The organism is Nonomuraea sp. NPDC000554, assembly GCF_040300065.1.
Lineage (GTDB): Bacteria > Actinomycetota > Actinomycetes > Streptosporangiales > Streptosporangiaceae > Nonomuraea.
Genome location: NZ_JBEPDC010000037.1, coordinates 82,642 through 108,317, shown reverse-complemented (window position 1 = coordinate 108,317; position 25,676 = coordinate 82,642). Strand labels below are relative to the sequence as shown.

General features: G+C 70.8%; 27 protein-coding genes and 1 riboswitch. Of the genes, 19 read left to right on the top strand and 8 right to left on the bottom strand.

The features are described 5' to 3' along the window. Positions 1–58 precede the first annotated feature (58 nt). Both ABT294_RS44715 and ABT294_RS44710 read right to left on the bottom strand, forming a co-directional pair. Entirely contained in the window at positions 59–1,234 is a 1,176-nt protein-coding gene (locus tag ABT294_RS44715) for a DUF6716 putative glycosyltransferase (RefSeq protein ID WP_350812574.1), read from the bottom strand. Beyond that, positions 1,231–2,175, bottom strand: coding sequence for a hypothetical protein (locus ABT294_RS44710; RefSeq protein ID WP_350812573.1), 945 nt, complete (start codon positions 2,173–2,175; stop codon positions 1,231–1,233). The genes ABT294_RS44715 and ABT294_RS44710 overlap by 4 nt, the downstream gene beginning before the upstream one ends. A 167-nt stretch (positions 2,176–2,342) precedes the next feature. Between ABT294_RS44710 and ABT294_RS44705 the strand changes: the two genes are divergently transcribed. Continuing rightward, positions 2,343–2,882, top strand: a complete 540-nt coding sequence (locus ABT294_RS44705) for a GNAT family N-acetyltransferase (protein ID WP_350812572.1) — start codon at positions 2,343–2,345, stop codon at positions 2,880–2,882. Positions 2,883–3,063: 181 nt separating this feature from the next. Here ABT294_RS44705 and ABT294_RS44700 read toward each other — a convergent pair whose 3' ends face one another. Then, positions 3,064–3,243 carry a hypothetical protein gene (locus ABT294_RS44700; protein WP_350812571.1) on the bottom strand — a complete coding sequence of 60 codons (180 nt, stop codon included), beginning with the start codon at positions 3,241–3,243 and terminating at the stop codon, positions 3,064–3,066. After that, the gene (locus ABT294_RS44695) at positions 3,240–3,557 is read right to left on the bottom strand and encodes a helix-turn-helix domain-containing protein (RefSeq protein WP_350812570.1); all 318 of its coding nucleotides are present in this window, start codon (positions 3,555–3,557) and stop codon (positions 3,240–3,242) included. Before ABT294_RS44695 ends, ABT294_RS44700 begins: the two co-directional genes overlap by 4 nt. 316 nt (positions 3,558–3,873) lie before the next feature. Between ABT294_RS44695 and ABT294_RS44690 the strand changes: the two genes are divergently transcribed. The 12 genes from ABT294_RS44690 (at position 3,874) to ABT294_RS44635 (ending at position 16,275) form a co-directional block, all read left to right on the top strand. Beyond that, positions 3,874–4,698: an aldo/keto reductase gene (locus tag ABT294_RS44690; RefSeq protein WP_350812569.1), complete on the top strand. Its 825-nt coding sequence runs from the start codon at positions 3,874–3,876 to the stop codon at positions 4,696–4,698. A 72-nt stretch (positions 4,699–4,770) separates the two neighbouring features. Then, positions 4,771–5,724, top strand: coding sequence for a Gfo/Idh/MocA family protein (locus tag ABT294_RS44685; protein WP_350812568.1), 954 nt, complete (start codon positions 4,771–4,773; stop codon positions 5,722–5,724). 118 nt (positions 5,725–5,842) lie between these two features. Further along, a riboswitch (cyclic di-AMP (ydaO/yuaA leader) is annotated at positions 5,843–5,979 on the top strand. A 13-nt stretch (positions 5,980–5,992) separates the two neighbouring features. After that, positions 5,993–6,673: a CHAP domain-containing protein gene (locus ABT294_RS44680; protein ID WP_350812567.1), complete on the top strand. Its 681-nt coding sequence runs from the start codon at positions 5,993–5,995 to the stop codon at positions 6,671–6,673. 211 nt (positions 6,674–6,884) lie between these two features. Continuing rightward, positions 6,885–7,313 (top strand): YciI family protein, encoded by a 429-nt coding sequence (locus tag ABT294_RS44675; RefSeq protein WP_350812580.1) that lies wholly within the window; start codon positions 6,885–6,887, stop codon positions 7,311–7,313. Between the two features lie 40 nt (positions 7,314–7,353). Next, positions 7,354–8,595, top strand: a complete 1,242-nt coding sequence (locus ABT294_RS44670) for an RNA polymerase sigma factor (RefSeq protein WP_502912222.1) — start codon at positions 7,354–7,356, stop codon at positions 8,593–8,595. Positions 8,596–8,848: 253 nt separating this feature from the next. Continuing rightward, positions 8,849–10,174 (top strand): extracellular solute-binding protein, encoded by a 1,326-nt coding sequence (locus ABT294_RS44665; protein ID WP_350812565.1) that lies wholly within the window; start codon positions 8,849–8,851, stop codon positions 10,172–10,174. Positions 10,175–10,233: 59 nt separating this feature from the next. Next, the gene (locus ABT294_RS44660) at positions 10,234–11,184 is read left to right on the top strand and encodes a carbohydrate ABC transporter permease (RefSeq protein ID WP_350812564.1); all 951 of its coding nucleotides are present in this window, start codon (positions 10,234–10,236) and stop codon (positions 11,182–11,184) included. After that, entirely contained in the window at positions 11,181–12,011 is an 831-nt protein-coding gene (locus ABT294_RS44655) for a carbohydrate ABC transporter permease (RefSeq protein WP_350812563.1), read from the top strand. The genes ABT294_RS44660 and ABT294_RS44655 overlap by 4 nt, the downstream gene beginning before the upstream one ends. After that, positions 12,008–13,417 carry a GH1 family beta-glucosidase gene (locus tag ABT294_RS44650; RefSeq protein WP_350812562.1) on the top strand — a complete coding sequence of 470 codons (1,410 nt, stop codon included), beginning with the start codon at positions 12,008–12,010 and terminating at the stop codon, positions 13,415–13,417. Before ABT294_RS44655 ends, ABT294_RS44650 begins: the two co-directional genes overlap by 4 nt. Beyond that, complete coding sequence (locus ABT294_RS44645) at positions 13,398–14,396, top strand: LacI family DNA-binding transcriptional regulator (RefSeq protein WP_350812561.1); 999 nt, start codon at positions 13,398–13,400, stop codon at positions 14,394–14,396. Before ABT294_RS44650 ends, ABT294_RS44645 begins: the two co-directional genes overlap by 20 nt. Positions 14,397–14,440: 44 nt before the next feature. Further along, positions 14,441–15,286 carry an aldose 1-epimerase family protein gene (locus ABT294_RS44640; RefSeq protein ID WP_350812560.1) on the top strand — a complete coding sequence of 282 codons (846 nt, stop codon included), beginning with the start codon at positions 14,441–14,443 and terminating at the stop codon, positions 15,284–15,286. Between the two features lie 17 nt (positions 15,287–15,303). After that, positions 15,304–16,275, top strand: a complete 972-nt coding sequence (locus ABT294_RS44635; RefSeq protein ID WP_350812559.1) for a phosphotransferase family protein — start codon at positions 15,304–15,306, stop codon at positions 16,273–16,275. 117 nt (positions 16,276–16,392) lie between these two features. On the opposite strand, the gene ABT294_RS44630 is transcribed toward ABT294_RS44635, so the two are convergent. Then, positions 16,393–16,791, bottom strand: coding sequence for a DUF6463 family protein (locus ABT294_RS44630; protein ID WP_350812558.1), 399 nt, complete (start codon positions 16,789–16,791; stop codon positions 16,393–16,395). Between the two features lie 5 nt (positions 16,792–16,796). Continuing rightward, a complete protein-coding gene (locus ABT294_RS44625; RefSeq protein WP_350812557.1) occupies positions 16,797–17,411 on the bottom strand; it encodes a DUF2867 domain-containing protein in 615 nt (204 codons plus the stop codon). 113 nt (positions 17,412–17,524) lie between these two features. Here ABT294_RS44625 and ABT294_RS44620 point away from each other — a divergent pair, with 113 nt between their 5' ends. Further along, positions 17,525–18,073 carry a TetR/AcrR family transcriptional regulator gene (locus ABT294_RS44620; RefSeq protein ID WP_350812556.1) on the top strand — a complete coding sequence of 183 codons (549 nt, stop codon included), beginning with the start codon at positions 17,525–17,527 and terminating at the stop codon, positions 18,071–18,073. Positions 18,074–18,234: 161 nt separating this feature from the next. On the opposite strand, the gene ABT294_RS44615 is transcribed toward ABT294_RS44620, so the two are convergent. After that, on the bottom strand, positions 18,235–19,209 hold the full coding sequence (locus ABT294_RS44615) for an anti-sigma factor (RefSeq protein WP_350812555.1): 975 nt from the start codon (positions 19,207–19,209) through the stop codon (positions 18,235–18,237). A 128-nt stretch (positions 19,210–19,337) separates the two neighbouring features. On the opposite strand from ABT294_RS44615, the gene ABT294_RS44610 reads away from it, so the two are divergent. The 3 genes from ABT294_RS44610 (at position 19,338) to ABT294_RS44600 (ending at position 22,958) form a co-directional block, all read left to right on the top strand. Further along, a complete protein-coding gene (locus ABT294_RS44610; protein ID WP_350812554.1) occupies positions 19,338–20,543 on the top strand; it encodes an FAD-dependent oxidoreductase in 1,206 nt (401 codons plus the stop codon). Between the two features lie 174 nt (positions 20,544–20,717). Beyond that, on the top strand, positions 20,718–22,061 hold the full coding sequence (locus ABT294_RS44605) for a class II 3-deoxy-7-phosphoheptulonate synthase (RefSeq protein WP_350812553.1): 1,344 nt from the start codon (positions 20,718–20,720) through the stop codon (positions 22,059–22,061). 126 nt (positions 22,062–22,187) lie between these two features. Beyond that, a complete protein-coding gene (locus ABT294_RS44600; RefSeq protein ID WP_350812552.1) occupies positions 22,188–22,958 on the top strand; it encodes an SAM-dependent methyltransferase in 771 nt (256 codons plus the stop codon). A 39-nt stretch (positions 22,959–22,997) separates the two neighbouring features. On the opposite strand, the gene trxA is transcribed toward ABT294_RS44600, so the two are convergent. Further along, positions 22,998–23,387 (bottom strand): thioredoxin, encoded by a 390-nt coding sequence (gene trxA, locus ABT294_RS44595; RefSeq protein WP_350812551.1) that lies wholly within the window; start codon positions 23,385–23,387, stop codon positions 22,998–23,000. Positions 23,388–23,589: 202 nt separating this feature from the next. On the opposite strand from trxA, the gene ABT294_RS44590 reads away from it, so the two are divergent. Together ABT294_RS44590 and ABT294_RS44585 are read left to right on the top strand one after the other, a co-directional pair. After that, positions 23,590–24,018 (top strand): hypothetical protein, encoded by a 429-nt coding sequence (locus ABT294_RS44590; protein WP_350812550.1) that lies wholly within the window; start codon positions 23,590–23,592, stop codon positions 24,016–24,018. Between the two features lie 231 nt (positions 24,019–24,249). Continuing rightward, positions 24,250–25,623, top strand: a complete 1,374-nt coding sequence (locus tag ABT294_RS44585; RefSeq protein ID WP_350812549.1) for a pentapeptide repeat-containing protein — start codon at positions 24,250–24,252, stop codon at positions 25,621–25,623. Positions 25,624–25,676 lie beyond the last annotated feature (53 nt).

Sequence of the window (25,676 nt, the reverse complement as noted above, 5' to 3'; positions counted from 1 at the left end):
GGGGCGGGGGTGTGGCCCCGGTCCCTGGCCCCCCACAGGCGGGGCGCTTTCGGGGGCGTCAGCTGAGCGCTTTGAGGTAGCGGCGCACCCGCCGCTTCGCCCGGTAGCCGGCCCGCAGGACCGTGGGCGGCACCTCGACGCGCAGCCTGGCCCGGCGGCGGGCGGCGGCGTGCGCCGGGCCGTCGAGCAGCGAGCGAGCCGGGGTGCGCGGGCCGACGACCAGCGCGGTCAGCAGGCCCGCCCAGTCGTCGCGTTCCCGGGGGTGGAAGTAGTTGGCGGCGCACCACGCCGGGGAGGCCGCCCGGAAGTCGCCCTGGGTCAGCTCGTCGAGCGTCCCGAGGACGTCGCTGCCCTCGAACACCACGTTGATCATCTCGGCGCTCACGCCGAAGTCGCTCAGAACCAGCAGCGGCACGTCCTGGGCGATGGCCTCCAGCGCCGCCGTGGAGCTGACCGTGACGAAACCGGCAGCCTGTTCGAGCTGTTCGGCCATCGAGCCCGCCGCGAACGACAGCCTGCCCGGCTCGCCGAGCTCCCGCCAGAGCCGCTGGTAGTGGTGGCGCTCGCGGTGCGTCTGCTGCTCGTCCTCCAGGGCGCGCATCTTGACCACCACGTCCAGGTCGGGGCGGCGCGCGGCCAGCTCGGCGAGCGACAGCAGGACGCGCTCCCGCTGCTCGCGCTCCCTCGGCACCTTGGCCTGGGTGGCGAACACCACCCGGTTGCCGCCGGCGGCGCGTGTCCCGCCGGCGCGCTGCGGACGCAGGAACGGCAGCCGGGCCAGCCCGACCGCCCCTCCCCCGCCCAGCCGCGCGGCGATGGCGGAGAACTCGGCCACCTCGCGCTCGCTGTGCACCACGAACAGGTCGCAGCCACTGCGGAACTCCCACGCCTTCTCGGTGGCGGGCACCGAGATGCCGGGCAGCCCCGTCGCGAACACCGGGCGCGGGCGCAGGCCGTGCAGCACCTCCGACACCAGCACGTCCACGACCGGGCCCGTGCAGGCGACGAGGATCACGTCGGGCCGCTCGCGCTCCGCCATCCGGCGCAGGGCCCGGGCCGACAGCACGGGCGGCGTGGCGCGCCCGCCCACGGCGGCGGCGATCTGCTCCGGCGACGGCGCGATCGGCGTGCGCACCACCACCAGGTCCGTCACGCAGCCGGACGGCAGGTCGTCCAGCAGGCAGGCCGCCCACTTCAGGTACGAGTCGGAGTCGGCCACTGCCAGCACCCTCACCCGGTCACTCCTGTCAAATGAGAGCGCAGCGCGGGAGCCGCCCTGCTGGTCCACCAGTCATCGGGAACGTCCACGGGTTCGACGGCGACGCCGCGCGGGCTGAGCAGCACCCGCAGCGAGGTGATCGCGGTCGAGGGCAGGCTGAGCACCCGCTGGCCGGGGTCGAGCCCGCGCAGGGTCAGCTCGGCGGGCGCGCCGGCGTCGTGCACGGTGATGCCGGGACGCTCGCGGATCACCGCGACGTCCTGCGGATCCTCGCGGCGGTGCGGGTAGTAGGCGAGCGGCTCCTGCTCGGCGAGCGCGGTCAGCCAGCGCAGGTAGTGGTCGCGGTGGACCAGCCCGTTCCTGACCAGCGCGGTGCCGAGCACGACCGTCCGCTCGACGGGCCCGTGCTTGCTGGGCGGCTGGTCGCGCAGCCAGTCGAAGCCGTGGCGGACCAGCTCGACGCCCGCCCTCCGGACGCCCGCCTCCAGCTCCACGTCCACGGGCAGCGCGGTGAAGACGGACACGCGGCTCGCGCGCAGCCTGAGCGCGGCGGCCAGCCCGAGCGCCGTACGCAGCAGGCCCGGCTCGGCACGCGCCCGAAGCAGCGGCCGGAACGGCCCCGCGGCCAGCAGCTCGAGCAGGCGGAGCGTGGCCAGCCCGTCGTCCACGATGACGATGTGGCCCGGGTTGGAGGTCAGCCAGCGCAGCTGCACCTTGCCGGAGAAGGCGTCTCCGACGGCCTGCATGCTGCGCGGCATCTGCTCGCGCGGCTCCGTCAGTTCCAGCCCGTCGGGCAGGTCGAGCCGGTTCAGCTCCTTGCGGGTGGCCCTGAGCGCCCGCAGGCCCGCCCGCGGCACGACCGCGGTCTCGGGGCCGAGCAGCCCGGCATGGTGGGCCTCGACGGCGCACAGCATCTGCAGGGGAGATTCCACCCAGGCCGACGCCTGCTTGCCCACTCTGTCTCCCAGTCTGTTCTCCCAGCCGGGTGATGGCCCGTTCACGACCGCTTCAAGCTAGCCCCGCCGACTTAAGCCGCGAAAAACGCCACGTGAACAGTGACTCCTCCGCTCTTTGACGGGAGGGAGCACATCCACCACGCTTCAGGATCTTGTAGGGTCCGTTCATGATCCGCGATGCCTCGGCGAGCGATGCGCCCGCCATCGGCCGTCTCAAGGTCCGCGCCTGGCGTTCGGCGTACGCCGGCTTCATGCCGGAAGCGTTCCTCGACGCCCTGGACCCGGCCGAGGACGCGGCGGACTGGGCAGAGTACCTGGCGGCCATGCCTCAAGAACATCGGCTGTGGGTGGCCGAGCACGACGGAACCGTCGCCGGTTTCTGCCGCACCGGACCGGCGGACGGCGACGCCGACCTCGGGGCCGGCGCCGCAGAGGTGTACGGCCTGTACATCGAACCGGACCTCATCGGCACGGGCCTCGGCCGCGCTCTGTTCGCCTATGCCCTCACCGACCTCGAAACCCGGGGCCACGACCCGATCTGCGTCTACGCCTACACCCCCAACGCCACCGCCCTGAGGTTCTACGAGAAGGCCGGATTCACCAAGGACGGCGTCACCCGCCTCGACGAAGAGGACGGCACGGGAGTACCGGAAGCACGCCTGATCAGACGCGCGGGAACGCGAACCGGCAGCGCGCCCCTCACCTAGACGGGCCCGGGACCGCCGCAGCCTCACCACCTCCGGGCAAGCAACTTTCTTTTTGCGTTCCAAATGACGGGGGTTGGCGATGCGCTGCCCGGTGGACAGGACCGCGAAGTTTTTGACGCCCAGATCCACACCCACCGCCGAGCCGGTGGCCGGGACCTGCCCACCTTCGCCGTCGGTCGTGTCAGACGGCGAGGGAGGCGTGCCAGCGGCCGTCGGGGTCGCGGGAGATGGTCACCGTCGTCGGGTTCAGCGTGGCAGGGTCTACCTCGGGCCAGGACCACACGAACGCGACCGGCGCGTCCATCTTGGCCAGGAACAGCCGCCCGTGCTTCCAGCGGAACGCCGAGCGTGTGTAGGTCACCGACTGCTTACCGTGCCGGGACTTGAACCGGGGCGGCGAAGAAGTTCGCGAACGCCGTGTACTGGTGCCGCAACGTCTGCTGCAACGGCACGCAGGAGAACATCGAACAGGAACCCGAACTCGGGGTCGCGTTTCAACTCGGTCAGGTACCGGTCGCTCTGCGCGTAGGACGTCGTGGCCCCGTCGGCGCGGTAACGGTGCTGCCGCCACGCCAGCGTCCTGTTCCACACCAGGCGCCCGCAGCCGAACGTGCGGTTCAGCACCGCAGCTTGGTCGGGGGTGGGGTAGACCCGCGCACCTTGTACGCCGTACACATGTTCGCATTTTGCCGCAGCACAGAAAGATCCATAAGCGAAAAGGGAGAAGGTGAGGTTATGTGCGCTTTGTGCCCTGGGTTGTCCCGGCCCCGCCGGGCCACCCCTTGCCGGGCCCGGATACCTCCCGGCCCCAAAGGACCGGGCTTCCCCCGGAGGTCATGGTGAACGCACGTGTCACCCATTGCGCCACACACACAAGTCACTACGCTCAGTAACGCGTCGCGCACGTGTTCGACAGGAAGCAGGCGACACCATGCCGCGCTCCTCTCCCGCCCGAAGGCGGGGCGGGAGTCACCATACTCAAGGAGTTTCGATGAACTCGCTCATGCTCAACATGGACGGCGTGCAGATCCCGCAGCTCGGCTTCGGGGTCTGGCAGGTCCCCGACGACGAGGCCGAACAGGCCGTGCAGACCGCGTTCCAGGCCGGCTACCGCCATGTCGACACCGCGCAGGCCTACGGCAACGAGGCGGGCGTCGGGAGGGCGGTCCGCGACTCGGGCGTCCCGCGCAGGAAGCTGTTCATCACCACGAAGCTGTGGAACGCCGACCACGACCAGGCCGAGCGCGCCTTCGAGGGGAGCCTGTCCCGGCTCGGGCTCGACTACGTGGACCTGTACCTCATCCACTGGCCGGTGCCCGAACAGGACAAGTACGTCGAAGCCTGGCGGGCGCTGGAGAGGATCTACCGTGACGGCCGGGCCAAGGCGATCGGCGTGTCCAACTTCACCGTCCAGCACCTCACGCGGCTGCTGGACGAGACGGACATCGCTCCCTCTCTCAACCAGATCGAGCTGCATCCGTACTTCCAGCAGCGGCAGCTGCGCGACTTCCACGAGGCCAACGGCATCCTGACCGAGGCGTGGAGCCCGCTCGGGCAGGGCAGGGAACTGCTGGACGACCCGGCGCTGGCCGTGCTGGCCGGCAAGCACGGCAAGACCCCCGCCCAGATCGTGCTCCGCTGGCACGTGCAGCTCGGCCATGTGGCGATCCCCAAGTCGGTCACACCGTCGCGGATCAAGGAGAACGTCCAGGTGTTCGACTTCACCCTGGACGTCGAGGACATGGCCGCCATCGGCGCGATGAACCGCCGTCTCCGGATCGGGCCGGATCCGGACACCTTCAACTTTCTCGGTTGACCTCCTCTCCGGCCTGAAGTGAAGGCCGGAGCGCTGGCCCGCAACTTGGTAGATCCTTTACGCTCTCTCTCCATGAGAGATCTCGCCTGGGGTATCGCCGCCACCGGTGGCATCGCGCGGACCGTGGGCGCGGTCATCGCGGCGGAGCCGGGGATGCGGGTGGCGGCCGTCGGCTCGCGTGACCTCGACAGGGCGGCGGCGCTGGCGTCCACGCTGGGCGCCGAGTCGGCCTACGGGTCGTACGCGGAGCTGTGCGCCGACCCGGCCGTCGACGCCGTGTACGTGGCCACGCCGCACGCCCAGCACCTGGAGGTGGCCGAGGCCGCGATCGCGGCGGGCAAGGCGGTGCTGTGCGAGAAGCCGCTCGCGGCCACCGTCGCCGACGCCGAGCGGATGGTGCGGCTGGCCCGGGAGGCCGGGGTCTTCCTGATGGAAGCGATGTGGATGCGGTTCAACCCGCTCATCCAGCGGATCGCCGGCGACCCCCGGTTCGGCGAGATCCGGTCGGTGCAGGCGTCGTTCGGGTTCGTCTTGCCCTACGACCGGGCGCACCGGCTGTGGGCGCCCGAGCTGGGCGGGGGTGCGCTGCTCGACCTGGGGATCTACCCGTTCGGGCTGGCCCAGCTGCTGCTGGGGATGCCGTCGGAGCTGCAGGTGACGGGCTCGCTGGCGCCTTCGGGCGTCGACGCGGAGGTCGGCGGGGTGCTGTTGTATCCGGGCGGCAGGCGGGCGCTGGTGGAGGCGTCGTTACTGGGGTCGTATCCGAACGCGGCCTACGTCGTGGGCACCGGGATGCGGGCGCAGATCGACGCGCCGTTCTGGGCGCCGCGCCGGGTGGTGCTGTCGGGGCCGTCGATGGAGGACGAGGTCCACGTCCTGGAGCCGGGCGAGAGCGGCTACGTCGGTGAGCTGCGCGAGGTGCGGGCGGCGCTAGCAGAGGGACGCACTGAGAGCCAAGTCATAACCCTTGACGATTCCCTTGCCATGATGGGGCTTCTGGCGGACGCTAGGCGGCAACTCTCCTAGCTGGGCATTTATGCACTTGTAATCTGCTTGCCCCATGTATTACCTTCTAGGGCATTCGAGGCGTAACGTCCGGTTTGTCCGGTTCGTCGCCTGCCCATCGCAAGACACATCACAGGACCCCCTGTGACCGCTGAATCCGCCTCGCGCGGAACCGGGGACCCACGTTCCTTGGGGTGAATCGGCACGTCAGTGCCGTAGGACAGCTTCCACGTCCGAACCCGTCAGCTAACCCGGTAAGCGGCATGGAAGCAAGGAGTATCCCCGAACGATGGCCATGCACCGACTTGCTCGTGCCCCGAAGTTCAGCTACGCCCGCGCCGCTCTCGGCGCGACCGTCATCGCCGCCGCGATCGCCGCACCCACGGCCGCCAACGCCCAGACCACCCCCTCCGCCGCGCTGACCCACCAGCACTCGCAGGTGCGCCCGGCCGACCACGAGCGGAGCGGCAAGGTCAAGGTCACGGCCGCGCAGGTGCTCTCCCTCGCCAAGGCGCAGATCGGCACCTCCGAGAACGCCATGGGCGGCGGCACCAAGTTCCAGAAGTGGTACGCCGCCTCGGCGCGCGCCGCCGAGACCATCCAGCGCGACGGCGGCACCAGGGCCGACTACATCAACGCCGCCTGGTGCTCGATGTTCGTCTCCTGGATCGGCGACAAGACGGGCCTCGGCGCCTCCATCGGCTCCGACGCCTACACCGTCGAGCACGCCAAGTGGTTCAAGCACAACGACCACTGGGGCACCGCGCCCAAGCCCGGCGCCGTCGTCTTCTTCGCCTGGAGCGGCAGCAAGAGCCTGGACGACATCAACCACGTCGGCTTCGTCGTCAAGGCCAACGGTGACGGCACGATCTCCACCATCGAGGGCAACACCGGCAACGGCGTCGTCGAGCAGCGGGTCCGTCCCACGTCTCAGGTCGTCGGCTACGGCTACCCCGACTACGCGGCCTGAGCCCCCTCCCCCACCATCCCCCCACTCTCCCCATCCCCCTGCCCGCGAAGCGCGCGCCCACTCCCCTCGGGCGCGCGCTTCGCGGGCTCTCACGGTTGCCCGGACCGAAAGGTCTCGGCAAGACTTCGACTCCGCTGTCGATGCGCGCCACGCGCGTTCGACGCTGCTACGAGGCCGCACCCTCGACCGAAGGAGACGCGAAGTGAAGTTCATGATCGTGGGCAAGGCGAACGAGCAGACCGAGGCCGGGGTGCTGCCCAGCCAGGAGTACGTCGACAAGATGATCGAGTACAACGAGGCCCTGGCCAAGGCGGGAGTCCTGCTGGCCGCCGAGGGCCTCTACCCGAGCTCGCACGGCGCGCAGATCTCCTACAGCGACGGCAAGGCCACCGTGATCGACGGCCCGTTCGCCGAGGCCAAGGAGCTCATCGCCGGCTTCTGGCTGATCCAGGTGAAGTCGCGCGAGGAGGCCCTGGAGTGGGCGCTGCGGCTGCCCGTCCCGCCCGGCGGCAACGGCATCGGGCTGGACGTCTGGCAGGTGTTCGACCCGTCCGACCTGCCGGAGGAGTCGATGACCCCCGAGGCCGCCCAGCGGGAGGCGGACCTGCGCGAACTCCTGAGGGACAAGCGCGAGTTCTGACCTCCGGCCGTTGCGGCGCTCGGTCGCGGACTGCTCTGATATGCGGGTGACGGGTTCTGACACACACCGCGCGATCGAGGCGGTCTGGCGGATCGAGGCCGCCCGGCTGATAGCCGGGCTGGCCCGGATGATGCGCGACGTCGGAGTCGCCGAGGAACTCGCCCAGGACGCGCTGGTCGCGGCGCTGGAGCAGTGGCCCGCGTCGGGCGTGCCGCGCAACCCCGGCGCGTGGCTGATGACCGTCGCCAAGCGCCGGGCCGTCGACATGGTGCGGCGGAACGAGCGGTTCGAGCGCAAGCTCGTCGAGCTCGGGCGGGAACTGGAGGACGAGGAGCCGCCGCCCGACCCCGACGAGATCGAGGACGACCTGCTGCGGCTGGTGTTCACGGCCTGCCATCCGGTGCTGTCGACCGAGGCCCGGGTGGCGATGACGCTCCGGGTGCTCGGAGGGCTGACCACCGACGAGATCGCCCGGGCGTTCCTCGTCGCCGAGCCGACGGTGGCCCAGCGGATCGTCCGGGCCAAGCGGACCCTGGCCGACAAGCGGGTCCCGTTCGAGGTGCCACAGGGAGAGGAACTGGCGGGGCGGCTGTCGTCCGTCCTGGAGGTCATCTACCTGATCTTCAATGAGGGGTACTCGGCCACGGCGGGCGACGACTGGATGCGTCCCGGCCTGTGCGAGGACGCCCTCCGGCTGGGGCGGGTGCTGGCCGGGCTGATGCCCAAGGAGCCCGAGGTGCACGGCCTCGTCGCGCTGATGGAGATCCAGGCCTCGCGGGCCGGCGCGCGGGTCGGGCCGTCCGGCGAGCCGATCCTGCTGCTGGAGCAGAACAGGGCGCGCTGGGACAGACTGCTCATCGGCCGCGGCCTGGCCGCGCTGGAACGGGCCGAAGAGCTCGGCGGCACGCTCGGCCCGTACGCCCTGCAGGCCGCCATCGCCGCCTGCCACGCCAGGGCCCTCACCCCCGAGGAGACCGACTGGAGGCGCATCGCCACGCTCTACGAGGCGCTGGCCAGGCTCTCCCGGTCGCCCGTCGTCGAGCTGAACCGGGCGGTCGCGCTCGCGATGGCGTACGGCCCGGCCGTGGGGCTCGAACTGGCGGACCAGCTCGTCTCCGAGCCCGCGCTCAAGGGGTACCACCTGCTGCCGAGCGTCCGCGGCGACCTGCTGGCCAAGCTGGGCAGGACGGCCGAGGCCCGCGCGGAGTTCGAGCGCGCGGCGGCGCTGACGCGCAACGAGCGTGAGCGCGCGCTTCTCCTGGAGCGCGCCGCCGCCTGCTGAGCGCGCTCTCTCCACCACCTGGCAGGCGTCACGAACAATGGGAGCGCTCCCATATGGCCGTTTGGGGCGTCTGCGGCGCGAAATCCGATTCAACCGCGACGGTTCGCACGATCGGTAACGGTTGCGTTGCGGCGGATTGACGAGGTCGTGCGGCACGGGCACCCTTTGTGGGAGCGCTCCCAAAACATCCCCTCGCGGCCGGCAGCACCGGGCCGCCCCGCACCTCCCACATCCACCCGAGAGGGGTCCCCCCATGATGATCAGCAAGCGGCGCGGCGGCCTGACCGCGGCCTCCGCGCTGGCCGCGACGGCGCTGGCCGTCACCTCCTGCGGCTCCAGCGGAAGCCCTCCCGCCCCCTCCGCGGCGGCGCAACCGGTCACGATCAGGGTGCAGACCTTCGGCGGCGGCACGAACTTCGGCTACAAGAACGCGATCGCCAAGTGGAACGCCGAGCACAAGGACGTCCAGATCAGGGAAGAGCACCTCACCGACCAGTTCGAGCAGCAGTACTGGCCGCAGATGATCCAGTGGCTGCAGGCGGGCAACGGCGCGGGCGACGTGGTCGGCATCGACGAGGGCGGCATGGGCCTGGCCAAGGCGCACCCCGAGTGGTGGGCCGACCTGAAGGAGTACGGCCTGGACTCCCGCAAGGCCGACTTCCCCGCCTGGAAGTGGGAGAACGGCGTCACGCCCGACGGCAAGGTGTTCGGCCTGGGCACCGACATCGGCGGCATGAGCCTGTGCTACCGCACGGACCTGTTCAAGAAGGCCGGCCTGCCCACGGAACGGGACAAGGTCAGCGCCCTGTGGACCGGCTGGGACGACTTCATCAAGGTCGGCCAGCAGTTCCAGGCCAAGGTCAAGGACACCAGGTTCGCCGACGGAACCAACACCCTCTACCAGGTCGTCCTGTACCAGGAGGCGGCCAAGAACGGCAACGTCTCCTACTTCGACAAGGACAACAACCTCATCGTCGACAAGAACCCGGCAGTGAAGACGGCCTTCGACTTCGCCACGAAGATGAGCCGGCTCGGCCTGACCGCCAAGCTGCGCAACTTCACCGACGAGTGGGCGGCGGGCACCCAGAAGGGCGCGTTCGCCACGGTCGGCTGCCCGTCCTGGATGCTCGGCGTGGTCAGCGGCAACGCCGGCGACGGCGGCAAGGGCAAGTGGGACGTGGCCGCGGTGCCCGGCGGGGGCGGCAACTGGGGCGGCTCCTGGCTCGCGGTGCCCAAGCAGAGCAAGCACCCGAAGGAGGCCGCGGCGGTCGCCGACTACCTGACCCAGGCGCAGACCGAGGCGAGCATCTTCACCGACTTCGGCAACATGCCGAGCAACACCAAGGCGCAGCAGGACTCCGCCGTGCAGAGCGCCAAGAACGCGTTCTTCAACGAGGCGCCCATCGGTGAGATCTTCGCCAAGTCGGCGGCGACCCTCCAGCCCGTCTTCCTCGGCGTCAAGCACGCCCAGGTCAAGAACGCCATCGAGTCGGTGATCCAGGGCATGGACGACGGCTCCGTCGCCTACGCCAAGGCCTGGCAGCAACTGGTGGACGACGCGGTCAAGGCCGCGGGCTGATCTCCGCGCCCGGCCCGCCACGGGGGCGGGCCGGGCCCACTGCCGGCGAAAGGTCTGTTATGAGCCTCGACACCCTCCCGCGGACGCAGCGGCGCGATCGCCGCCTCCGTCCCGGCCGTCCCTGGCGATCCACCTTGGACGTCAAGGCGATGCCGTACGCCCTGGTGTCGCCGTATTTCCTGCTGTTCACCGCCTTCGGGCTGTTCCCGCTGGCCTTCACGCTCTGGTACTCGCTCTACGACTACGACCTGGCCGGCACCGTCGAGTGGACCGGCCTGGGCAACTACGCCAAGCTGCTGACCGACGAGAACTTCTGGAACGCCGTCGCCAACACGGTCGGCATCTTCCTGCTGGCCACCATCCCGCAGCTGCTGCTGGCCCTGCTGCTGGCCAACGCGCTCAACAAGCGGTTCAAGCTGCGCCTGGCGATCCGGATGAGCGTGCTGTTACCGCTGGTCACCTCGGTGGTCGCGGTAGCGGTGGTGTTCACCCAGCTCTACGCCCGCGACTGGGGGCTGGTCAACTGGGTCCTCGGCTGGTTCGGCGTCGACCACGTCAACTGGCGGGCCGAGCGGTTCCCGTCCTGGATCGCCATCGCCACGATGGTCGACTGGCGCTGGACCGGCTACAACGCGATCATCTTCCTGGCCGGGATGCAGACGATCCCGCGCGACCTGTACGAGGCGGCGGCGATCGACGGCGCGTCGCGGCGGCGCCAGTTCTGGCAGATCACCCTGCCGATGCTCCGCCCGACCATGGTCTTCGTCGTGCTCAACTCCACGATCGGCGGGCTCACGCTGTTCTCCGAGCCGACGACCTTCTCCAACGGCAACGTCGACGGCGGGTCGCAGGGCCAGTTCCAGACGGTCGCGATGTTCATCGTCAAGCAGGGCTTCCGGGAGTTCGACTACGGCTACGCCGCGGCGGCCGCCTGGCTGCTGTTCCTGCTCATCCTCATAGGCGCGCTGATCAACTTCCTGCTCGTGCGCCGGATCGGGGGCACGACGTGACCTCATGGTCGCCGACCCTCATCACCAGGGTCATGCTGGGAGTGGCCGTCCTGCTGTCGGCCTTCCCCCTCTACTGGATGCTCGTCATCGCCTCGCGCACCAACGCCGACGCGGTGGCGGTGCCGCCGCCGTTCCTGCCCGGCGGGAACCTGGGCGAGAACATCCTCGGCGTCCTGCGCAACGAGGACGCGCACTTCCTGCTCGGCCTGACCAACTCCGTCATCGTGGCGACCGTCGTGACGGTCTCCGTGGTGGTCATCTCCACGCTCGCCGGGTTCTCCTTCGCCAGCCTGTCGTTCAGGGGCAGGAACGTGCTGCTGCTGGCCGTGCTGCTGACGATGGCGGTGCCGCTGCAGCAGATGGGCGTGGTGCCGCTCTACCGGCTGATGGTGACGCTGGGCTGGACGGGCACCCTCAAGGCGGTCATCCTGCCGTTCCTGCTCAACGGGTTCGGCGTGTTCCTGATGACCCAGTACACCCGGCAGGCCGTCCCGCACGAGCTGGTGGAGGCGGCCAGGGTCGACGGCGCCGCCACGCTGCGCATCTGGTGGAACGTGGTGCTGCCGGCGGTGCGCCCGGGCATGGCGGTGCTCGGCATCAACACGTTCATGCTGCTGTGGAACGACTTCATGTGGCCGCTGATCGTGCTGACCCCGGACAACCCCACCGTGCAGATCGCGATCACCTCGCTCAACGCCCGGTACTCGACCAACTACACGTTGATCTTCGCGGGGACGGCGCTGTCCATCATTCCGCTCATTGCTGTCTTCGTGGCGTTCGGCCGCCAGATCGTCGGCGGCCTCATGGAAGGTGCGGTCAAGGCGTGACGACACAGGAGGAGCAGACCCGCTCCGAGCTGCGCTTCCCTGCCGGTTTCTCGTTCGGCGCGGCGACCTCCGCCTACCAGATCGAGGGCGCGGTGGCCGAGGACGGGCGCGGGGCGTCCATCTGGGACACCTTCACCAGGACGCCGGGCCGCGTGCTCGGCGGCCACCACGCGGACGTGGCGATCGACCACTACCACCGGTACCGCGACGACGTCGCGATCATGGCGGACCTCGGCCTGACCGCCTATCGGTTCTCGGTGTCGTGGCCGCGCGTCCAGCCGGACGGGGCCGGGGCCATCAACCAGAAGGGCCTGGACTTCTACCGGCGGCTCGCCGACGAGTTGCGCGGCCACGGCGTCGACCCGTGGCTGACCCTCTACCACTGGGACCTCCCCCAGCCCCTTGAGGACCGGGGCGGCTGGCCGAACCGCGACACGGCGTACCGGTTCGCCGACTACGCCGCCGCCGTGCACGAGGCGCTGAAGGACCACGTCCACACGTTCAGCACGGTCAACGAGCCGTGGTGCGCGGCGTTCCTCGGCTACGCCTCCGGCGAGCACGCGCCGGGGCGGCGCGAGCCGGCGAACGCGGTCAGGGCGGCGCACCACCTGAACCTGGCGCACGGGCTGGCCGTCCAGGCGATGAACGCCAGGCGGGTCGGCGGCTGCGTGAACCTGTACGCGGTCACGCCCGCCACGTCCGCCGAGGCCGACCTGGACGCGGCGCGCCGCATCGACGGCCTGCAGAACCGCTTCTTCCTCGACGCGCTGCTGACGGGCCGCTACCCCGAGGACGTCCTGGAGGACCTGGGGGCGGGCACCGCGTTCATCCAGCCGGGCGACATGAAGACCATCAGCGCCCCGATCGACGTGCTGCTGGTCAACTACTACAGCCGCTTCACCGTCTCGGGCGCGCCCGGCGGCAGGGCGTCCGCCGCCGCCGCGCCGACGGACACGGCCTCGCCGTGGGTGGGCAGCCGGCACGTGTCGTTCGTCAGCGGCGGCCACCCGGTCACCGCGATGGGCTGGGAGATCGACGAGAGCGGCCTGGTGGAGATCCTCACCAGGGTGGCGCGCGACTACCCGCCGATCGCGATGGTCGTCTCGGAGAACGGCTCAGCGTTCGACGACGTGCTGGAGGACGGCCGGGTGCACGACGCCGACCGGCTCGGCTACCTGGAGGCGCACCTGCGCGCCTGCGGCCAGGCGATCGAGGCGGGCGTGCCGCTCCAGGGCTACTTCGCCTGGTCGCTGATGGACAACTTCGAGTGGGCCTGGGGGTACGGCAAGCGGTTCGGTCTGGTGCACGTGGACTTCGACACCCAGCAGCGCGTGCTCAAGGACAGCGCGCTCGGGTATGCCCAGATCATCCGGCAGAATAGGCGTCATGAACCGACCGACTCTTGAGGCAGTCGCGGCCCGAGCCGGGGTAGGCCGGGGCACGGTGTCCAGAGTCATCAACGGCTCGCCGAACGTGAGCGAGAAAGCGCGCGAGGCCGTCCAGCAGGCGATCCAGGAGCTGGGCTACGTGCCCAACCGGGCGGCGCGGGCGCTGGTCACGCGGCGCACCGACACCGTGGCGCTGGTCGTGTCGGAGTCGGAGCTGCGCGTGTTCGACGAGCCGTACTTCGCGGGCACCATCCGCGGCATCGGCTCGGCGCTGTCCGAGACGGGCCTCCAGCTCATCCTGGCGATGGCGCAGTCGCGGGAGGAGCACGAGCGGCTGGAGACCTACCTGACGGGGCAGCACGTCGACGGCGTGCTGCTGCTGTCGCTGCACGGCGCCGACCCGCTGCCGGGCCGGCTGGAGGCGATGGGCGTGCCGACCGTGCTGGGCGGCAGGCCGGTCGGCCCCGCCCCGCACAGCTACGTGGACATGGACAACCGGGCAGGGGCCCGTCAGGCGGTCAAGCACCTGCTGGGCCTCGGCCGCGCCGAGATCGCCACCATCGCCGGCCCCCAGGACATGGGCGTGGGCGTCGACCGCCTGGCGGGCTACCGCGACGCGCTGCTCCCGCGCGGGCTGCGCGAGCTGGTGGCCTACGGCGACTTCTCCGAGGAGAGCGGCGCGTCGGCGATGCGCGAGCTGCTGGCGGAGCATCCGCGGCTCGACGCGGTGTTCGCCGCCTCCGACCTGATGGCGGTGGGCGCGATGCGGGTGCTCAAGGCCGAGGGCAGGGCCATCCCCGCGGACGTCGCGGTCGTCGGCTTCGAGGATTCCAAGGCGGCCATGCACACCGATCCGCCGCTGACCACCGTCCACCAGCCGACGGAGGTGATGGGCCGTCAGATGGCGCACCTGCTGGTGGCCCGCATCAACGGCGAGGAGCTGCACCAGCCCGTGGTCGTCCTCGACACCCATCTGGTGCGGCGAGAGTCGGCTTGACCAGGAGATATCCTGCTCTTGACGATGACGAAAGGATACCCCCCGTGCCCCAGCTCGCCGGTGGCGGTTACACCGCGCAGGTCAGTCCGCGCGGCGCCGCGCTCAGAACGCTCAGGCACGGCGGGCGCGACCTGATCACCTCCTGGCCCGCCGACGGGCCCGTGCCGTACTTCGCGGGCACGATCCTGGCCCCCTGGCCGAACCGGGTGGGCGGCGCCCGCTACGCCTTCGGCGGCGAGAGCCACGAGCTGCCGGTGACCGAGCCGGAGCGCGGCCACGCCCTGCACGGGCTGGTGGCCGACGTCGACTGGCAGGTCGTGGAGCTGCTGTCGGTCGAGGACGAGCACGCGTTCGTCCGGCTGGCGCACACGATCACGCCCACGCCCGGTTACCCGTTCACGCTGCGCCTCCAGGTCGTCCACCGCCTCGACTCCCACGGCCTGACCACCACGGTCACCGCGCGCAACGCGGGCGAGCGGCCGGCCCCCTACGGCTGCGGCCCGCACCCCTGGCTGGTCGGCGGCGACGAGCTGCACCTGCCCGCGTCCAAGGTGCTGCTCACCGGCCCGGCCCTGCTGCCCGAGAGCCTGGCCGACGTGGCGGCCACGCCGTACGACTTCCGCGAGGCCCGCCCGCTCGACGGCACGGTCCTCGACCACGCCTTCACCGGCCTGTCGGCGGGCGAGGCGCGGGTCGGCGGCGTCCGCGTCACCTGGGATCCCGCCGTGCTGCCGTGGGTGCAGGTGTGCACCGGCCGCCAGCTCGACTACGAAGGGGTGGCGGTCGAGCCGATGACCTGCCCGCCCGACGCGTTCAACTCCGGCACTGACCTGGTGGTGCTCAAGCCGGGCGACGAGCACGAGGCGAGCTGGACGATCAGCGCCGTCTGACTCCACAATCAGGTCCCGTGGACAGCAGGACGAAACGCCGCTTATCCCCCGGCGATCTCGACTCCCTGGCCCGGCGCGCGCTCGGCCTCGGCGTCACACGGGTCACCGAACTGACCGACGGCTTCGCCAACGCCGTGTGGCGGCTCACCCTCGACGACGGGCGCGAGGTGGTGCTCAAGCTGGCCCCGCCGCCCGAGCTCGACCAGCTCAGCTACGAACGCAACCTGCTGCGCATGGAGGCCGCGGTCTGCGAACTGGCCGCCGAGGCGGGCGTGCCGGTGGCGGCCCTGCTGCGCGCGGGCTTCGACGACCCGGTGCTGGGCGGCGACTACCTGCTGCTCGGCGCGCTCGACGGCGTCCCGTGGAACCGGGCGCGCCCAGACGGCGAGGACGACCTCCGCCGCGAGCTGGGCCGCCACCTGGCCGCGCTGAACGGGATCACCGGCGAGGTGTTCGGCTACCCGCACGCCGGGATCACCGGCTCGACCTGGCGGGAGGCGTACCTGGCGATGGTGGGGGCGCTGCTCGGCGACACCGAGCGCTACCCGACCCCGCTCCCGCTGCCGGCGGCGGAGATCATGGCGGTCGTCACCACCGCGTCGCCCGTCCTGGACGAGGTGACCACGCCGCATCTGGTCCACTTCGACGTCTGGCAGGGCAACGTCTTCCTCGACCTGACGGGGCCGCCGCGCATCCAGGCCATCATCGACCACGAGCGGGCCTTCTGGGGCGACCCGCTGGCCGAGTTCGCCACGCCGACCATCTTCGGCGAGCTGCGCGAGGAGGATCCGCTGCTGGCCGGGTACCGGGAGGTCACCCCGCTCGACCTCACCGCCGCCGCGCGCACGCGCCTGGACCTGTACCGGGCCTACCTGTACCTGATCCTGCTGGTCGAGAACGGGCCGCGGCAGTACCCGGAGTCGGAGTACGCCCGCTACCGCACCCTCGCCACCGCGGGCCTGTCAGAGGCGCTCGACCGGCTGCGCTAGGGCGCGTATCGGCGGGTTCGGCCCGTACCCATCTCTTGATCACAACCGAATACGCGCCTGGTCGTTTCCGTGCGTGCGCGGATGCGCGCTCAGTGTTGATGTGGGCCGCCGAGGTGCTCACACTCCGTTGAGTTCGGGTGCGGGCATGGTGGGTGTGGCGGCGCGACGGATTCCGCACAACAGCAGGACGGCGGCGGCCACCAGCAGCGGCGCCGGGGTCGGCTCGGCGATGACGGCGCACACGACGGCCCAGGCCAGCACCGTCCAGGCAAGGAAGGCGGGCGGGGTTAGGCCGCGTCGGTCCATCCATAGCACGAGCAGGCCGACGAGTAGCAACGGCAGGCCGAAACCGGCCGGGTTGCCCCAGAAGTCATGGACCGCCGGTGTGTCGTCCCGCCAGTGGCCCCACAGCCGCAACGACAGCCAGTCCCCAAAGGAGGCCCGGCTGAACCACAACCCGAGGGTGAGGTGTCCGCCGCCGATGACGGCGAGGATGCGGCCAGCCCATTTGATCATGTGGATCACGCTCCTATCGTGGGAATGCCAGTGGTGGGGTTGCCGCCCTGCGACTGCCAGCCGCGGCCGATCTTCCGGGTCAGTGCCGGGGACACCACCAGCCTGCGAACCGGCGTGATCCCGGCCAGGTAGGCCTTGCCGAGCAGGCCGTTGGGCTTGACCAGCGTGGCCATCTGGCCTCGATAGCCGCCGGCCTGATCAGGCACCCAGCCCAGGTGCATCAGCGCGTGCACGGTCCGGTTGGCGGACTCGGCGACGAACTCTGTGTCCGTCAGATACACCGCGGTGAACGGCACCCCGCGAAAGTCCGGGCCGCGCGGCCCGTCGCGCAGGTCCGCCGGCAGCCGATTGCGTAGCGACCGCACCCGCTCGCCGACGCCTTGGTCACTCTCGTCCCAGCCCAGCAGGCCGCCCAGCTTCCAGCGGACCTCGAACAGCAGGTCATACAGCCGGGAGGAGTGCTCGTCGTTGCTGCCAGAGGCCATCTGTTGCACCAGTCTCTGCAGGTCGTCGGGGCCGCCGGGTGTCGGCAGTTCCCAGACGTCCTCGAGCGTGAAATCGGGGGCGATCTCGTGGATCCGCCAGGGACGGGCGGTGTACGCGGCGTTTGGGAGTCGCATCGTGCTCTCCTTCAACTATCCATACAGTGGTGTACTGTATGGATAGAGGCTAGAGGTCACGAGACGGCGAAGACAAGATGCCGTGTCGCAGATCACACCGACAGGAGAAATCGATGGCGGCCACAGCCCGCACCCCACGCGACACCTGGATCGAGGAGGGGCTGCGCGCCCTTGCCGCAGGTGGCCCGGACGCCGTCCGGGTCGACGTGCTGGCCAAGACGCTCGGAGCCACCCGAGGCAGCTTCTACTGGCACTTCAAGAACCGGGAAGCGCTCCTGGAGGCGCTGCTGGACACCTGGGAGCAGAAAGGCGCCGACCAGATCATCGCGCGCATCGAGGCCGAAGGCACAGACGCCCGGGACAAAGTACGACTGCTGGGCACCGTGGTCCCCCTCTCTCCGCTGATGCCCGTCGACCTGGCAATCCGCGACTGGGCCCGCCGGGACCCAGCGGTCGCCGAACGCCTCCGCCGCGTCGACAACCGGCGCATGGGCTACCTCCGCACGCTGTTCAGCTCCTTCTGCCCCGACCCAGGCGATGCCGAGGCTCGCAGCATGCTCGTCTTCTCCCTCGCCATCGCCAACCAGTCACTGGCCGCCGACCACAGCACACACAGCCGCGCCGAGGTCCTCGCCCTGGCCACCGAGCACCTCCTGACCTGAACCGCCAAGCTCAACCCACGCGCACCAGTTCCGCCGTGCGCCCGAACGGGCCCGCGCACCATGCCCCGTGTACTTTCCTCCGTCCGGTTTCCCGAAGGTCAGGCGAAGGGGAGCCGGACTCGGGCCGGATCAGGCAGAGGCCGGATCAGGCAGAGGCCGGATCAGGCTGAGGGCAGGTCGGCGAGCAGGACCGGCGCGGTCGTCGGGTGTCCGGAGCCGCCCGACGGCTCGACCGTGAGGCCGATGCGCTCGTCGCCGCTCTCCGTGCGGGCGAGCACCGGGCTCGGCCGTCCGGCGCCGTCCAGCAGCCCGGCGGGGCGGACGCCGTCGCGGCCCATCAGCCACAGCTCGTAGACCTTCGCGCGGGGCAGCGGGGGCAGCCCTGACGGGGTGAAGACCAGGCGTCCGCGGGCCCGCGACAGCACCACCGTGGCGGTGCCGCCCGAGGTGACCGGGCGCCGCACCGTCCGGGCGTCGGGAGCGGACAGCACGGCCATCACCTCCCCGTCGCGCGCCCGCAGCTCGCGGAGATCGCGTCGGGCGTCCCAGGCGACGACCCCGAAGGCGACCGCGGCGGCCACCGACGCCGCCGCCACGCCCGCCATCACCCTGGCCCGCCACCGCGCCGTCGTCCCGCCTCTCTCGCCGTTCTCGGACGCCGACGCCACAACCTCGCCGTCCCTCCACCGCGACGCCCGCGCCACAACCTCGCCGTCCCTCCACCGCGACGCCCGCGCCACAATCCCACCGGTCTCCCCCCGCGACGCCGACGGCACAGCCTCACCGGCCTTCCCCGGTGACGCAGGCCCGGCCTCGCGCGTGACTTCCGCGCCGGGAGTCCCGGGTGCGGCCCTCGTCCCCGTCGTCCCGGTGGATGCCTGCGCGGACCGCCCGGCCGGGTTGTCGAGGGGCGGAGGCCCGATCGCGGCCGCGGTGAGGACGCGGGCGCGCAGGGCGGCGGGCGGCGGGACCGCCGCGACCCCGGCGAGCCTGGCCGCGGCTTCGCGAAGGGCGCGCACCTCCGACACGCAGGACGCGCACCACGCCAGGTGCCTCTCGAACAGCGCCCTCTCGGCCGCCGGGAGCGCGTGCACGGCGTAGGCGCCCGAGAGGGTGTGGGGTCGGTCGTCGTCCATCGCTCCACTCCCGTGCCGTCACGCCCGTATGTCGCCCATGTCTGTACTTCGCCTCCTTGGGCATGTCGGATGGCAGGGAGAGTCGCTCTTTTCCCGAACGTGAGCCGATCTCAACGGAGGACGCGGCCATGAGTTGTGTGATCGCGGGCGGCGGCCCGGCAGGCGCGGTCCTCGCCCTGTTGCTGGCCAGGGCCGGCGTCGAGGTGACGCTGCTGGAGAAGCACGCCGACTTCCTGCGCGACTTCAGGGGCGACACGATCCACCCGTCCACCCTGCAGGTGCTGGACGAGATCGGCCTGGTCGGCGAGTTCCTGAAGCTGCCCCACCACAAGGCGCACGGGTTCGGCATCGTGACCGACGACGGCGAGGTCAGGGTGACGGACCTGCGCGGCCTGCCGGGCGACTACGACTACATCGCCTTCGTCCCGCAGTGGGACTTCCTCACGCTCATCACCTCGACCGCGCAGCGCCACCCGAACTTCCGGCTGCTGATGAGCGCCGAGGCGACCGGCCTGATCCGCGAAGGCGACACGGTGCGCGGCGTCCGCTACCGCGACGGATCGGGAGAGCACGAGCTGCGGGCGGAGCTGACCGTCGGCGCCGACGGCCGCGACTCGACGCTGCGCGCCGCCGCGCGGCTGGTCCCACGCGAGTTCGGCGCGCCGATGGACGTCCTGTGGTTCCGCCTGCCCCGCCAGGAGGGCGACCCGGAGCAGCCGTTCCTGCGGCTGTCGAGCGGGCACCTCATGGTGGCGATCAACCGGGAGACCTACTGGCAGCTCGCCTTCGTCATCCCCAAGGGCGGGTTCGACCGCCTGGCGGGCCAGGGCATCGAGGCGCTCCGCGAGCCGGTCGCCCGGCTGCTGCCGTTCCTGCGGGACCGGGCCGGGCTGATCGAGAGCTACGACGACGTCAGCATGCTGACGGTCGTGCTCAACCGGCTGCGCCGCTGGCACCGGCCCGGCTTCCTGGCCATCGGGGACGCCTCGCACGCCATGTCGCCGGTGTTCGGCGTGGGGATCAACCTGGCCGTGCAGGACGCGGTCGCCGCGGCGAACCTGCTGGCGGGTCCGCTCCAGGCGGGCATGCACGTCTCCGAGCAGGTGCTGCACCGGATCCAGCGGCGGCGGATGCCGCCCACCGTGGTGACGCAGGCGGCGCAGCGATTCGTCCAGAACCGGCTGATCGGGCCCGCCCTCGACAGCAGGCAGGGCACGCCGCGGCTGCCGCGCGACCTGGCGCGGGTGCCGCTGATCAACCGGGTGACGCGCCGCTTCATCGGGCTGGGCGTCCGTCCGGAACACGTCACGGCGCCGGCGCGCGAGCCGACCTGAGGTGTCCTGGCAACTTTGTGGCCAGGAGTGGGTAAAGTCCGGCCCGGCAAGAGGGTGGTCCGGTGGGCGAATGTCCGTTCTCGCAATAGCGGGCCCCCGTGCGAGGAAAGTCCGTTCTCACTACGTGGACATCAGGGTCAGCCGTGCCGGGCCAGTGGAATACCCTCATATGTCGTGAGCGCACAGAGCAATCCTGCGGAACTCGATTCCTGGCGAGCCCTCCCCGCGGCCCAGCAGCCTGACTGGCCCGACCGCGGCGAGCTCGACAAGGTCGTCGCCGAGCTCGGCGGCCTGCCCCCTCTCGTCTTCGCCGGCGAATGCGACCAGCTCAAGGAGCAGCTGGCCGCCGTCGTCAGGGGTGAGGCCTTCGTCCTGCAGGGCGGCGACTGCGCCGAGACCTTCGCGGGGGCCACCGCCGACAACGTCCGCAACAAGCTCAAGACGCTGCTGCAGATGGCGATCGTGCTCACCTACGCGGCCAAGGTGCCGGTGGTGAAGATCGGCCGGGTGGCGGGGCAGTTCGCCAAGCCGCGCTCCAAGGGCACCGAGACCCGCGACGGCGTCGAGCTGCCGGCCTACCGGGGCGACATGGTCAACGGCTTCGACTTCACCCCCGAGGCCCGCACGCCCGACCCGTGGCGGCTGCTCAAGGCGTACCACTCCTCGGCCGTGACGCTGAACCTCGCGCGGGCGTTCGCCAAGGGCGGCTACGCCGACCTGCGCCAGGTGCACGCCTGGAACCAGGACTTCGTGGGCGAGTCGCCGGCGGGCCGCCGCTACGAGCAGCTTGCCCGCGAGATCGACCAGGCGCTCGCGTTCATGCACGCCTGCGGGGCCGACCCCGAGGAGTTCCACACGGTCGAGTTCTACTCCTCGCACGAGGCGCTGATCCTCGACTACGACCGGGCGCTGACCCGCATCGACTCGCGTACCGGGCAGCCGTACGACGTGTCGGCGCACATGGTCTGGATCGGCGAGCGGACCCGCCAGCTCGACGGCGCGCACGTCGACTTCTTCTCCCGCATCCGCAACCCGATCGGCGTCAAGCTCGGGCCCACCACCAGCCCCGAGACGGCCCTGTCGCTGATCGAGCGGCTCAACCCCGACAACGAGCCCGGCCGGCTGACGTTCATCACCCGGATGGGCGCGTCCAAGGTCCGCGAGCTGCTGCCGACGCTGGTCAAGGAGGTCACGGCCACGGGCGCGCAGGTCGCCTGGGTGTGCGACCCGATGCACGGCAACACCTTCGAGGCGCCGAGCGGCCACAAGACGCGGCGGCTCGACGCCGTGCTCGACGAAGTGGCGGGCTTCTTCGAGGTGCACCGCGCGCTCGGCACCCACCCGGGCGGCATCCACATCGAGTTCACCGGCGACGACGTGACCGAGTGCGTCGGCGGCGGACACGAGATCGCCGAGGGCGACCTGGCGACCCGCTACGAGACGGCCTGCGACCCGCGCCTGAACCGCGGCCAGTCCCTTGACCTGGCCTTCCGCGTGGCGGAGCTGTACCGGGGCTGATCCCGATCACGTCCTGCGAACGCGGGCGCGGCATACCGCCGTGCCCGCGTTCGCCGTTTGGGGCGGGTACGCGGTCCCGGTTCTCCTATGATCAGGCCCACATAGGCCGAAATTTCGGGAGATGTCGTGGAAAGTAGCCCGGAGGGCGTCGACCCCAGCGTGCCGAACGTCGCCAGGATGTACGACTACTACCTGGGCGGCAGGGACAACTTCGCGGCCGACCGGGAGGCGGCCCAGCGGATCCTCCGGCTGTTCCCCGACACCCGCGACTCCGCCCTGGAGAACCGCGCCTTCCTGCGCCGGGCCGTGCGCCACCTGGTCGACGCGGGGGTGCGCCAGATCGTGGACCTGGGCGCTGGGCTGCCCACCCAGGGCAACACGCACGAGATCGCCCCCGAGGCGAGGGTCGTGTACGTGGACTACGACCCGGTCGTGTGCGCCCACGGGCGGGCGCTGCTGGCCACGGGGTCGAACGTGGACATCCTCCAGGCTGACGTCCGCGACGCCGGGGCCCTGCTCGACGGCCTCGCCGAGCTGGTCGACTTCGAGCGTCCGGTGGCCTTCCTGCTGCTGGCCGTCCTGCACTTCCTCCCGGACGAGCAGGCGTACGAGTCGGTCACCCGGCTGCGCGACGCCGGAGCGCCGGGCAGCCATCTGGTCATCAGCCACGCCATCGACGCCAAGCCGGAGCTGACGCCGCAGGCGCTGGAGGTCTACAACCAGGCCACGGCGGGGCTCAGCCTCAGGACGCACGCGCAGATCAGCCGCTTCTTCGACGGCTACGAGCTGGTCGAGCCCGGCCTGACCTTCCCGAAGGACTGGCGTCCGGACTCGTGGCCGCGGCCGGAGGGCGGCAAGCCCTCCGTCGGCTACGCCGGAGTCGGCAGGAAGGGCTGAACAGGCGTCAGGCCCGCCGATCAGGGCGGGCCTGGGCGGTCACTGCTGCTCGGAGCTGTTCATCTCGGCGTTCTTCAGCTCTTCGCTGAGCTCGGCCCTGATCGCGTCCATGTCGAGCGCGCGGACCTGCTTGATGAGGTCCTCGAGGGTCGGCTCGGGGATGGCTCCGGGCTGGGCGAACACCACGATGCCGTCGCGGATGGCCATCAGCGTGGGAATGGACGTGATCTCGAAGCCCTGGGCGAGGTTCTGCTGGGCATCCGTGTCGATCTTGCCGAAGGTGATGTCGCCGTGCTTGTCGGACGCCTTCTCGAAGATCGGCCCGAACATCCGGCACGGCGGGCACCAGGTCGCCCAGAAATCAAGCAGGACGATCCCCTTGTCGGCGATGTCGTTGAAGTTCTGCTCGGTTACTTCGATGGTCGCCACAAGTGGCTCCTCAAATGGTCGCTGAAGTTTCACCCCAGTCAACCAGGTACCCGTCTCCCGCATTCCATGCCCCCGAGCTTGATCCATCTCGGGGGACCCCCGCGCGCGCACCTCACGAGCAGTGCCCGTATGATCACGATTTCTCGCCCTCGCCGGGCCACAAACCTCGGCGGGGACGGTGACGTACGACGAAAGGATTTGCATGCACACCCGCAGCAAGCTCGCGGTCCTGGCCAGTGCGGTGATGGTCTCCGGTTGGCTGGTGGCCTCCGCCGCCCCGGCGGGCGCGACCTCTACCGCTATGGCCGGCCCGTGCGGAAGCGGTTACAACCGGGTCGGTGTCTACGCCATCCCCAAGTCCGGCCCCAGGACGGGCACCCTGGAGGTGTACTACAACTCCGGGACCGGGAAGAACTGCGCCCTCGCCTACGGCTACGGCTCCACCGCCGGCAAGAAGACCTACAAGTCGGTGACCATCGGAGTGTCGAGCGGCACCCAGGCCGACCATGACTACGGCCAGTTCGCGCAGTACGCGGGCCCGGTGTACACCTCGGCCCGCAACAAGTGCATCAACGTGTCGGGGTGGATCGGCAAGACCCACCGCGACCTGACGAAGGTGCACTGCGGCTGACCGTTCCCACGGATGAGAGCCGTTCGCGCCGCCCGTGAGGGGGCGCGAACGGCCCCGACGCCGGTCGCCTGCGCGGGGACGAGAGGTGTGACAGCGCTGCAAAAGACGCCCCGGGCAAAGCACGCATGCCGGACACTTACCGGTCCTTTAGGATCCATATTTATAGATAAATATGGATAGAGCATTAAATTATCGAACCTTGACATGGGCCGACGCGGGTATGAGCAGGGTATGGACTGGCTCACCTGCTCGCATTCCCCTGCCTGCACGGGAATCGCTCGGCCTCCGTACGGGCTCTGCTTAGCGCACCTGTCCCCGGAGGACCTCGCGTCCGAGCTGGCCGCGATGGTTCCCGGACGCCTGCTCGACCTGCGCGGGACCACCGTGACCGGCGATCTCCTCGGCCTGGTGGTCGAGGCGGTCCTCGGCAGGCCGGGCCGGGCCAGGCTGGACGCAGCCAGGTTCACCGGAGACGTCCGGTTAGCCGGAGTGACGTTCGCGGGCGACGTGTCGCTCGACGGCGCCAGGTTCGACCGGCTCGCGTCCTTCTTCGGCGCCCGGTTCGAGGGCAACGTGTCGATGGCCGGAGCCAGGTTCGCCCGCGAGCTGTCGTTCCACGGCGTCAGGGTGCGCGGCCACCTCTCGCTCGACAGGGCGGTGATGTCCCGCGACGCGCTGTTCAGCCAGACCGCGTTCGGGAACGGGCTGTCGTGCGAGCGGGCCAGGTTCGACGGGTACGCCACCTTCGACGGCGCCAGGCTCGGCGAAGGCGCGAGCTTCCGCGGCGCCAGGTTCGGCCGGACGCTGTCGTTCCGCAAGGTCACGGGCGGCGCCGGGTTCGACGCCGCGCACTTCGCCGCCGACGCCTACCTGTCGGCCAGCGGCAGGTTCTCCGCCTCCCGCGCCCGCGCCGACGGAGCGCTGGACGTGGCGGTCACGGGCTGCCGCGTGGACCTGCGGCGGGTGGAGGTCGCCGGTACCACCGTGCTCAGGCTGACCGACTCGCACGCCGATCTGGAGGGCGCGGTCCTGCGCAGACCCGCCGCCGTCAGAGGCCGGGGCAGGGCCTCGCTGACCTCGCTGCGCCAGGTGGACGCGGCCGACCTGGCCCTGTCCGGCCTCGACCTGTCGTCGTGCAGGTTCGCCGGGCTGGTCCATCCGGGGGGCGTCCGGTTACAGGACTGCACGTTCGCGCTGACGCCGCGCGGCGTGCGGGTGAGCCTGCGCTGGCCGATGCTGCGCTGGATCTCCCGCCGGCGGGCGCTGGCCGACGAGCACACGCTGCGCGGCTGGGCCGCCGCCGCCGACGGCACGACCACCGCCGACCGGCTCGCGACGCTGTACGCCGGGTTACAGAGCCAGGTGGACGACCACGGCACCTCCGCCGACTTCGCCTTCGCCGCCATGGAGATGCGCCGCCAGGCGTCGCACCGCTGGTGGCTGTCGGCGTACTGGCTGCTGTGCGGGTACGGCATGCGGATGGGCCGGGCGGCGGCCTGGTTCGCGCTCCTGGCCGCCCTCATGGCCGGGGCGGTGTTCTGGACGTCCACCTCGGACGCGGAACGCCGAGCCTCCATCCCGAATCCCGCCGTCCACCATCACTAGCCCCGGATTCCGCACCTGGGTGATCTTCAGCGGTGGTCTCGTGGACAGGAAGA

Excerpts from the sequence above, each read along its gene's own strand:
- ABT294_RS44630 (WP_350812558.1), bottom strand. The coding sequence starts at position 16,791 with ATGATCAAATGGGCTGGCCGCATCCTCGCCGTCATCGGCGGCGGACAC.
- ABT294_RS44620 (WP_350812556.1), top strand. The coding sequence starts at position 17,525 with ATGGCGGCCACAGCCCGCACCCCACGCGACACCTGGATCGAGGAGGGG.
- ABT294_RS44625 (WP_350812557.1), bottom strand. The coding sequence starts at position 17,411 with ATGCGACTCCCAAACGCCGCGTACACCGCCCGTCCCTGGCGGATCCAC.
- ABT294_RS44690 (WP_350812569.1), top strand. The coding sequence starts at position 3,874 with ATGAACTCGCTCATGCTCAACATGGACGGCGTGCAGATCCCGCAGCTC.
- ABT294_RS44645 (WP_350812561.1), top strand. The coding sequence starts at position 13,398 with ATGAACCGACCGACTCTTGAGGCAGTCGCGGCCCGAGCCGGGGTAGGC.
- ABT294_RS44585 (WP_350812549.1), top strand. The coding sequence starts at position 24,250 with ATGGACTGGCTCACCTGCTCGCATTCCCCTGCCTGCACGGGAATCGCT.
- ABT294_RS44675 (WP_350812580.1), top strand. The coding sequence starts at position 6,885 with ATGATCGTGGGCAAGGCGAACGAGCAGACCGAGGCCGGGGTGCTGCCC.
- ABT294_RS44660 (WP_350812564.1), top strand. The coding sequence starts at position 10,234 with ATGAGCCTCGACACCCTCCCGCGGACGCAGCGGCGCGATCGCCGCCTC.
- ABT294_RS44615 (WP_350812555.1), bottom strand. The coding sequence starts at position 19,209 with ATGGACGACGACCGACCCCACACCCTCTCGGGCGCCTACGCCGTGCAC.
- ABT294_RS44665 (WP_350812565.1), top strand. The coding sequence starts at position 8,849 with ATGATGATCAGCAAGCGGCGCGGCGGCCTGACCGCGGCCTCCGCGCTG.
- ABT294_RS44705 (WP_350812572.1), top strand. The coding sequence starts at position 2,343 with ATGATCCGCGATGCCTCGGCGAGCGATGCGCCCGCCATCGGCCGTCTC.
- ABT294_RS44685 (WP_350812568.1), top strand. The coding sequence starts at position 4,771 with ATGAGAGATCTCGCCTGGGGTATCGCCGCCACCGGTGGCATCGCGCGG.
- ABT294_RS44670 (WP_502912222.1), top strand. The coding sequence starts at position 7,354 with ATGCGGGTGACGGGTTCTGACACACACCGCGCGATCGAGGCGGTCTGG.
- ABT294_RS44610 (WP_350812554.1), top strand. The coding sequence starts at position 19,338 with ATGAGTTGTGTGATCGCGGGCGGCGGCCCGGCAGGCGCGGTCCTCGCC.
- ABT294_RS44680 (WP_350812567.1), top strand. The coding sequence starts at position 5,993 with ATGGCCATGCACCGACTTGCTCGTGCCCCGAAGTTCAGCTACGCCCGC.
- ABT294_RS44590 (WP_350812550.1), top strand. The coding sequence starts at position 23,590 with ATGCACACCCGCAGCAAGCTCGCGGTCCTGGCCAGTGCGGTGATGGTC.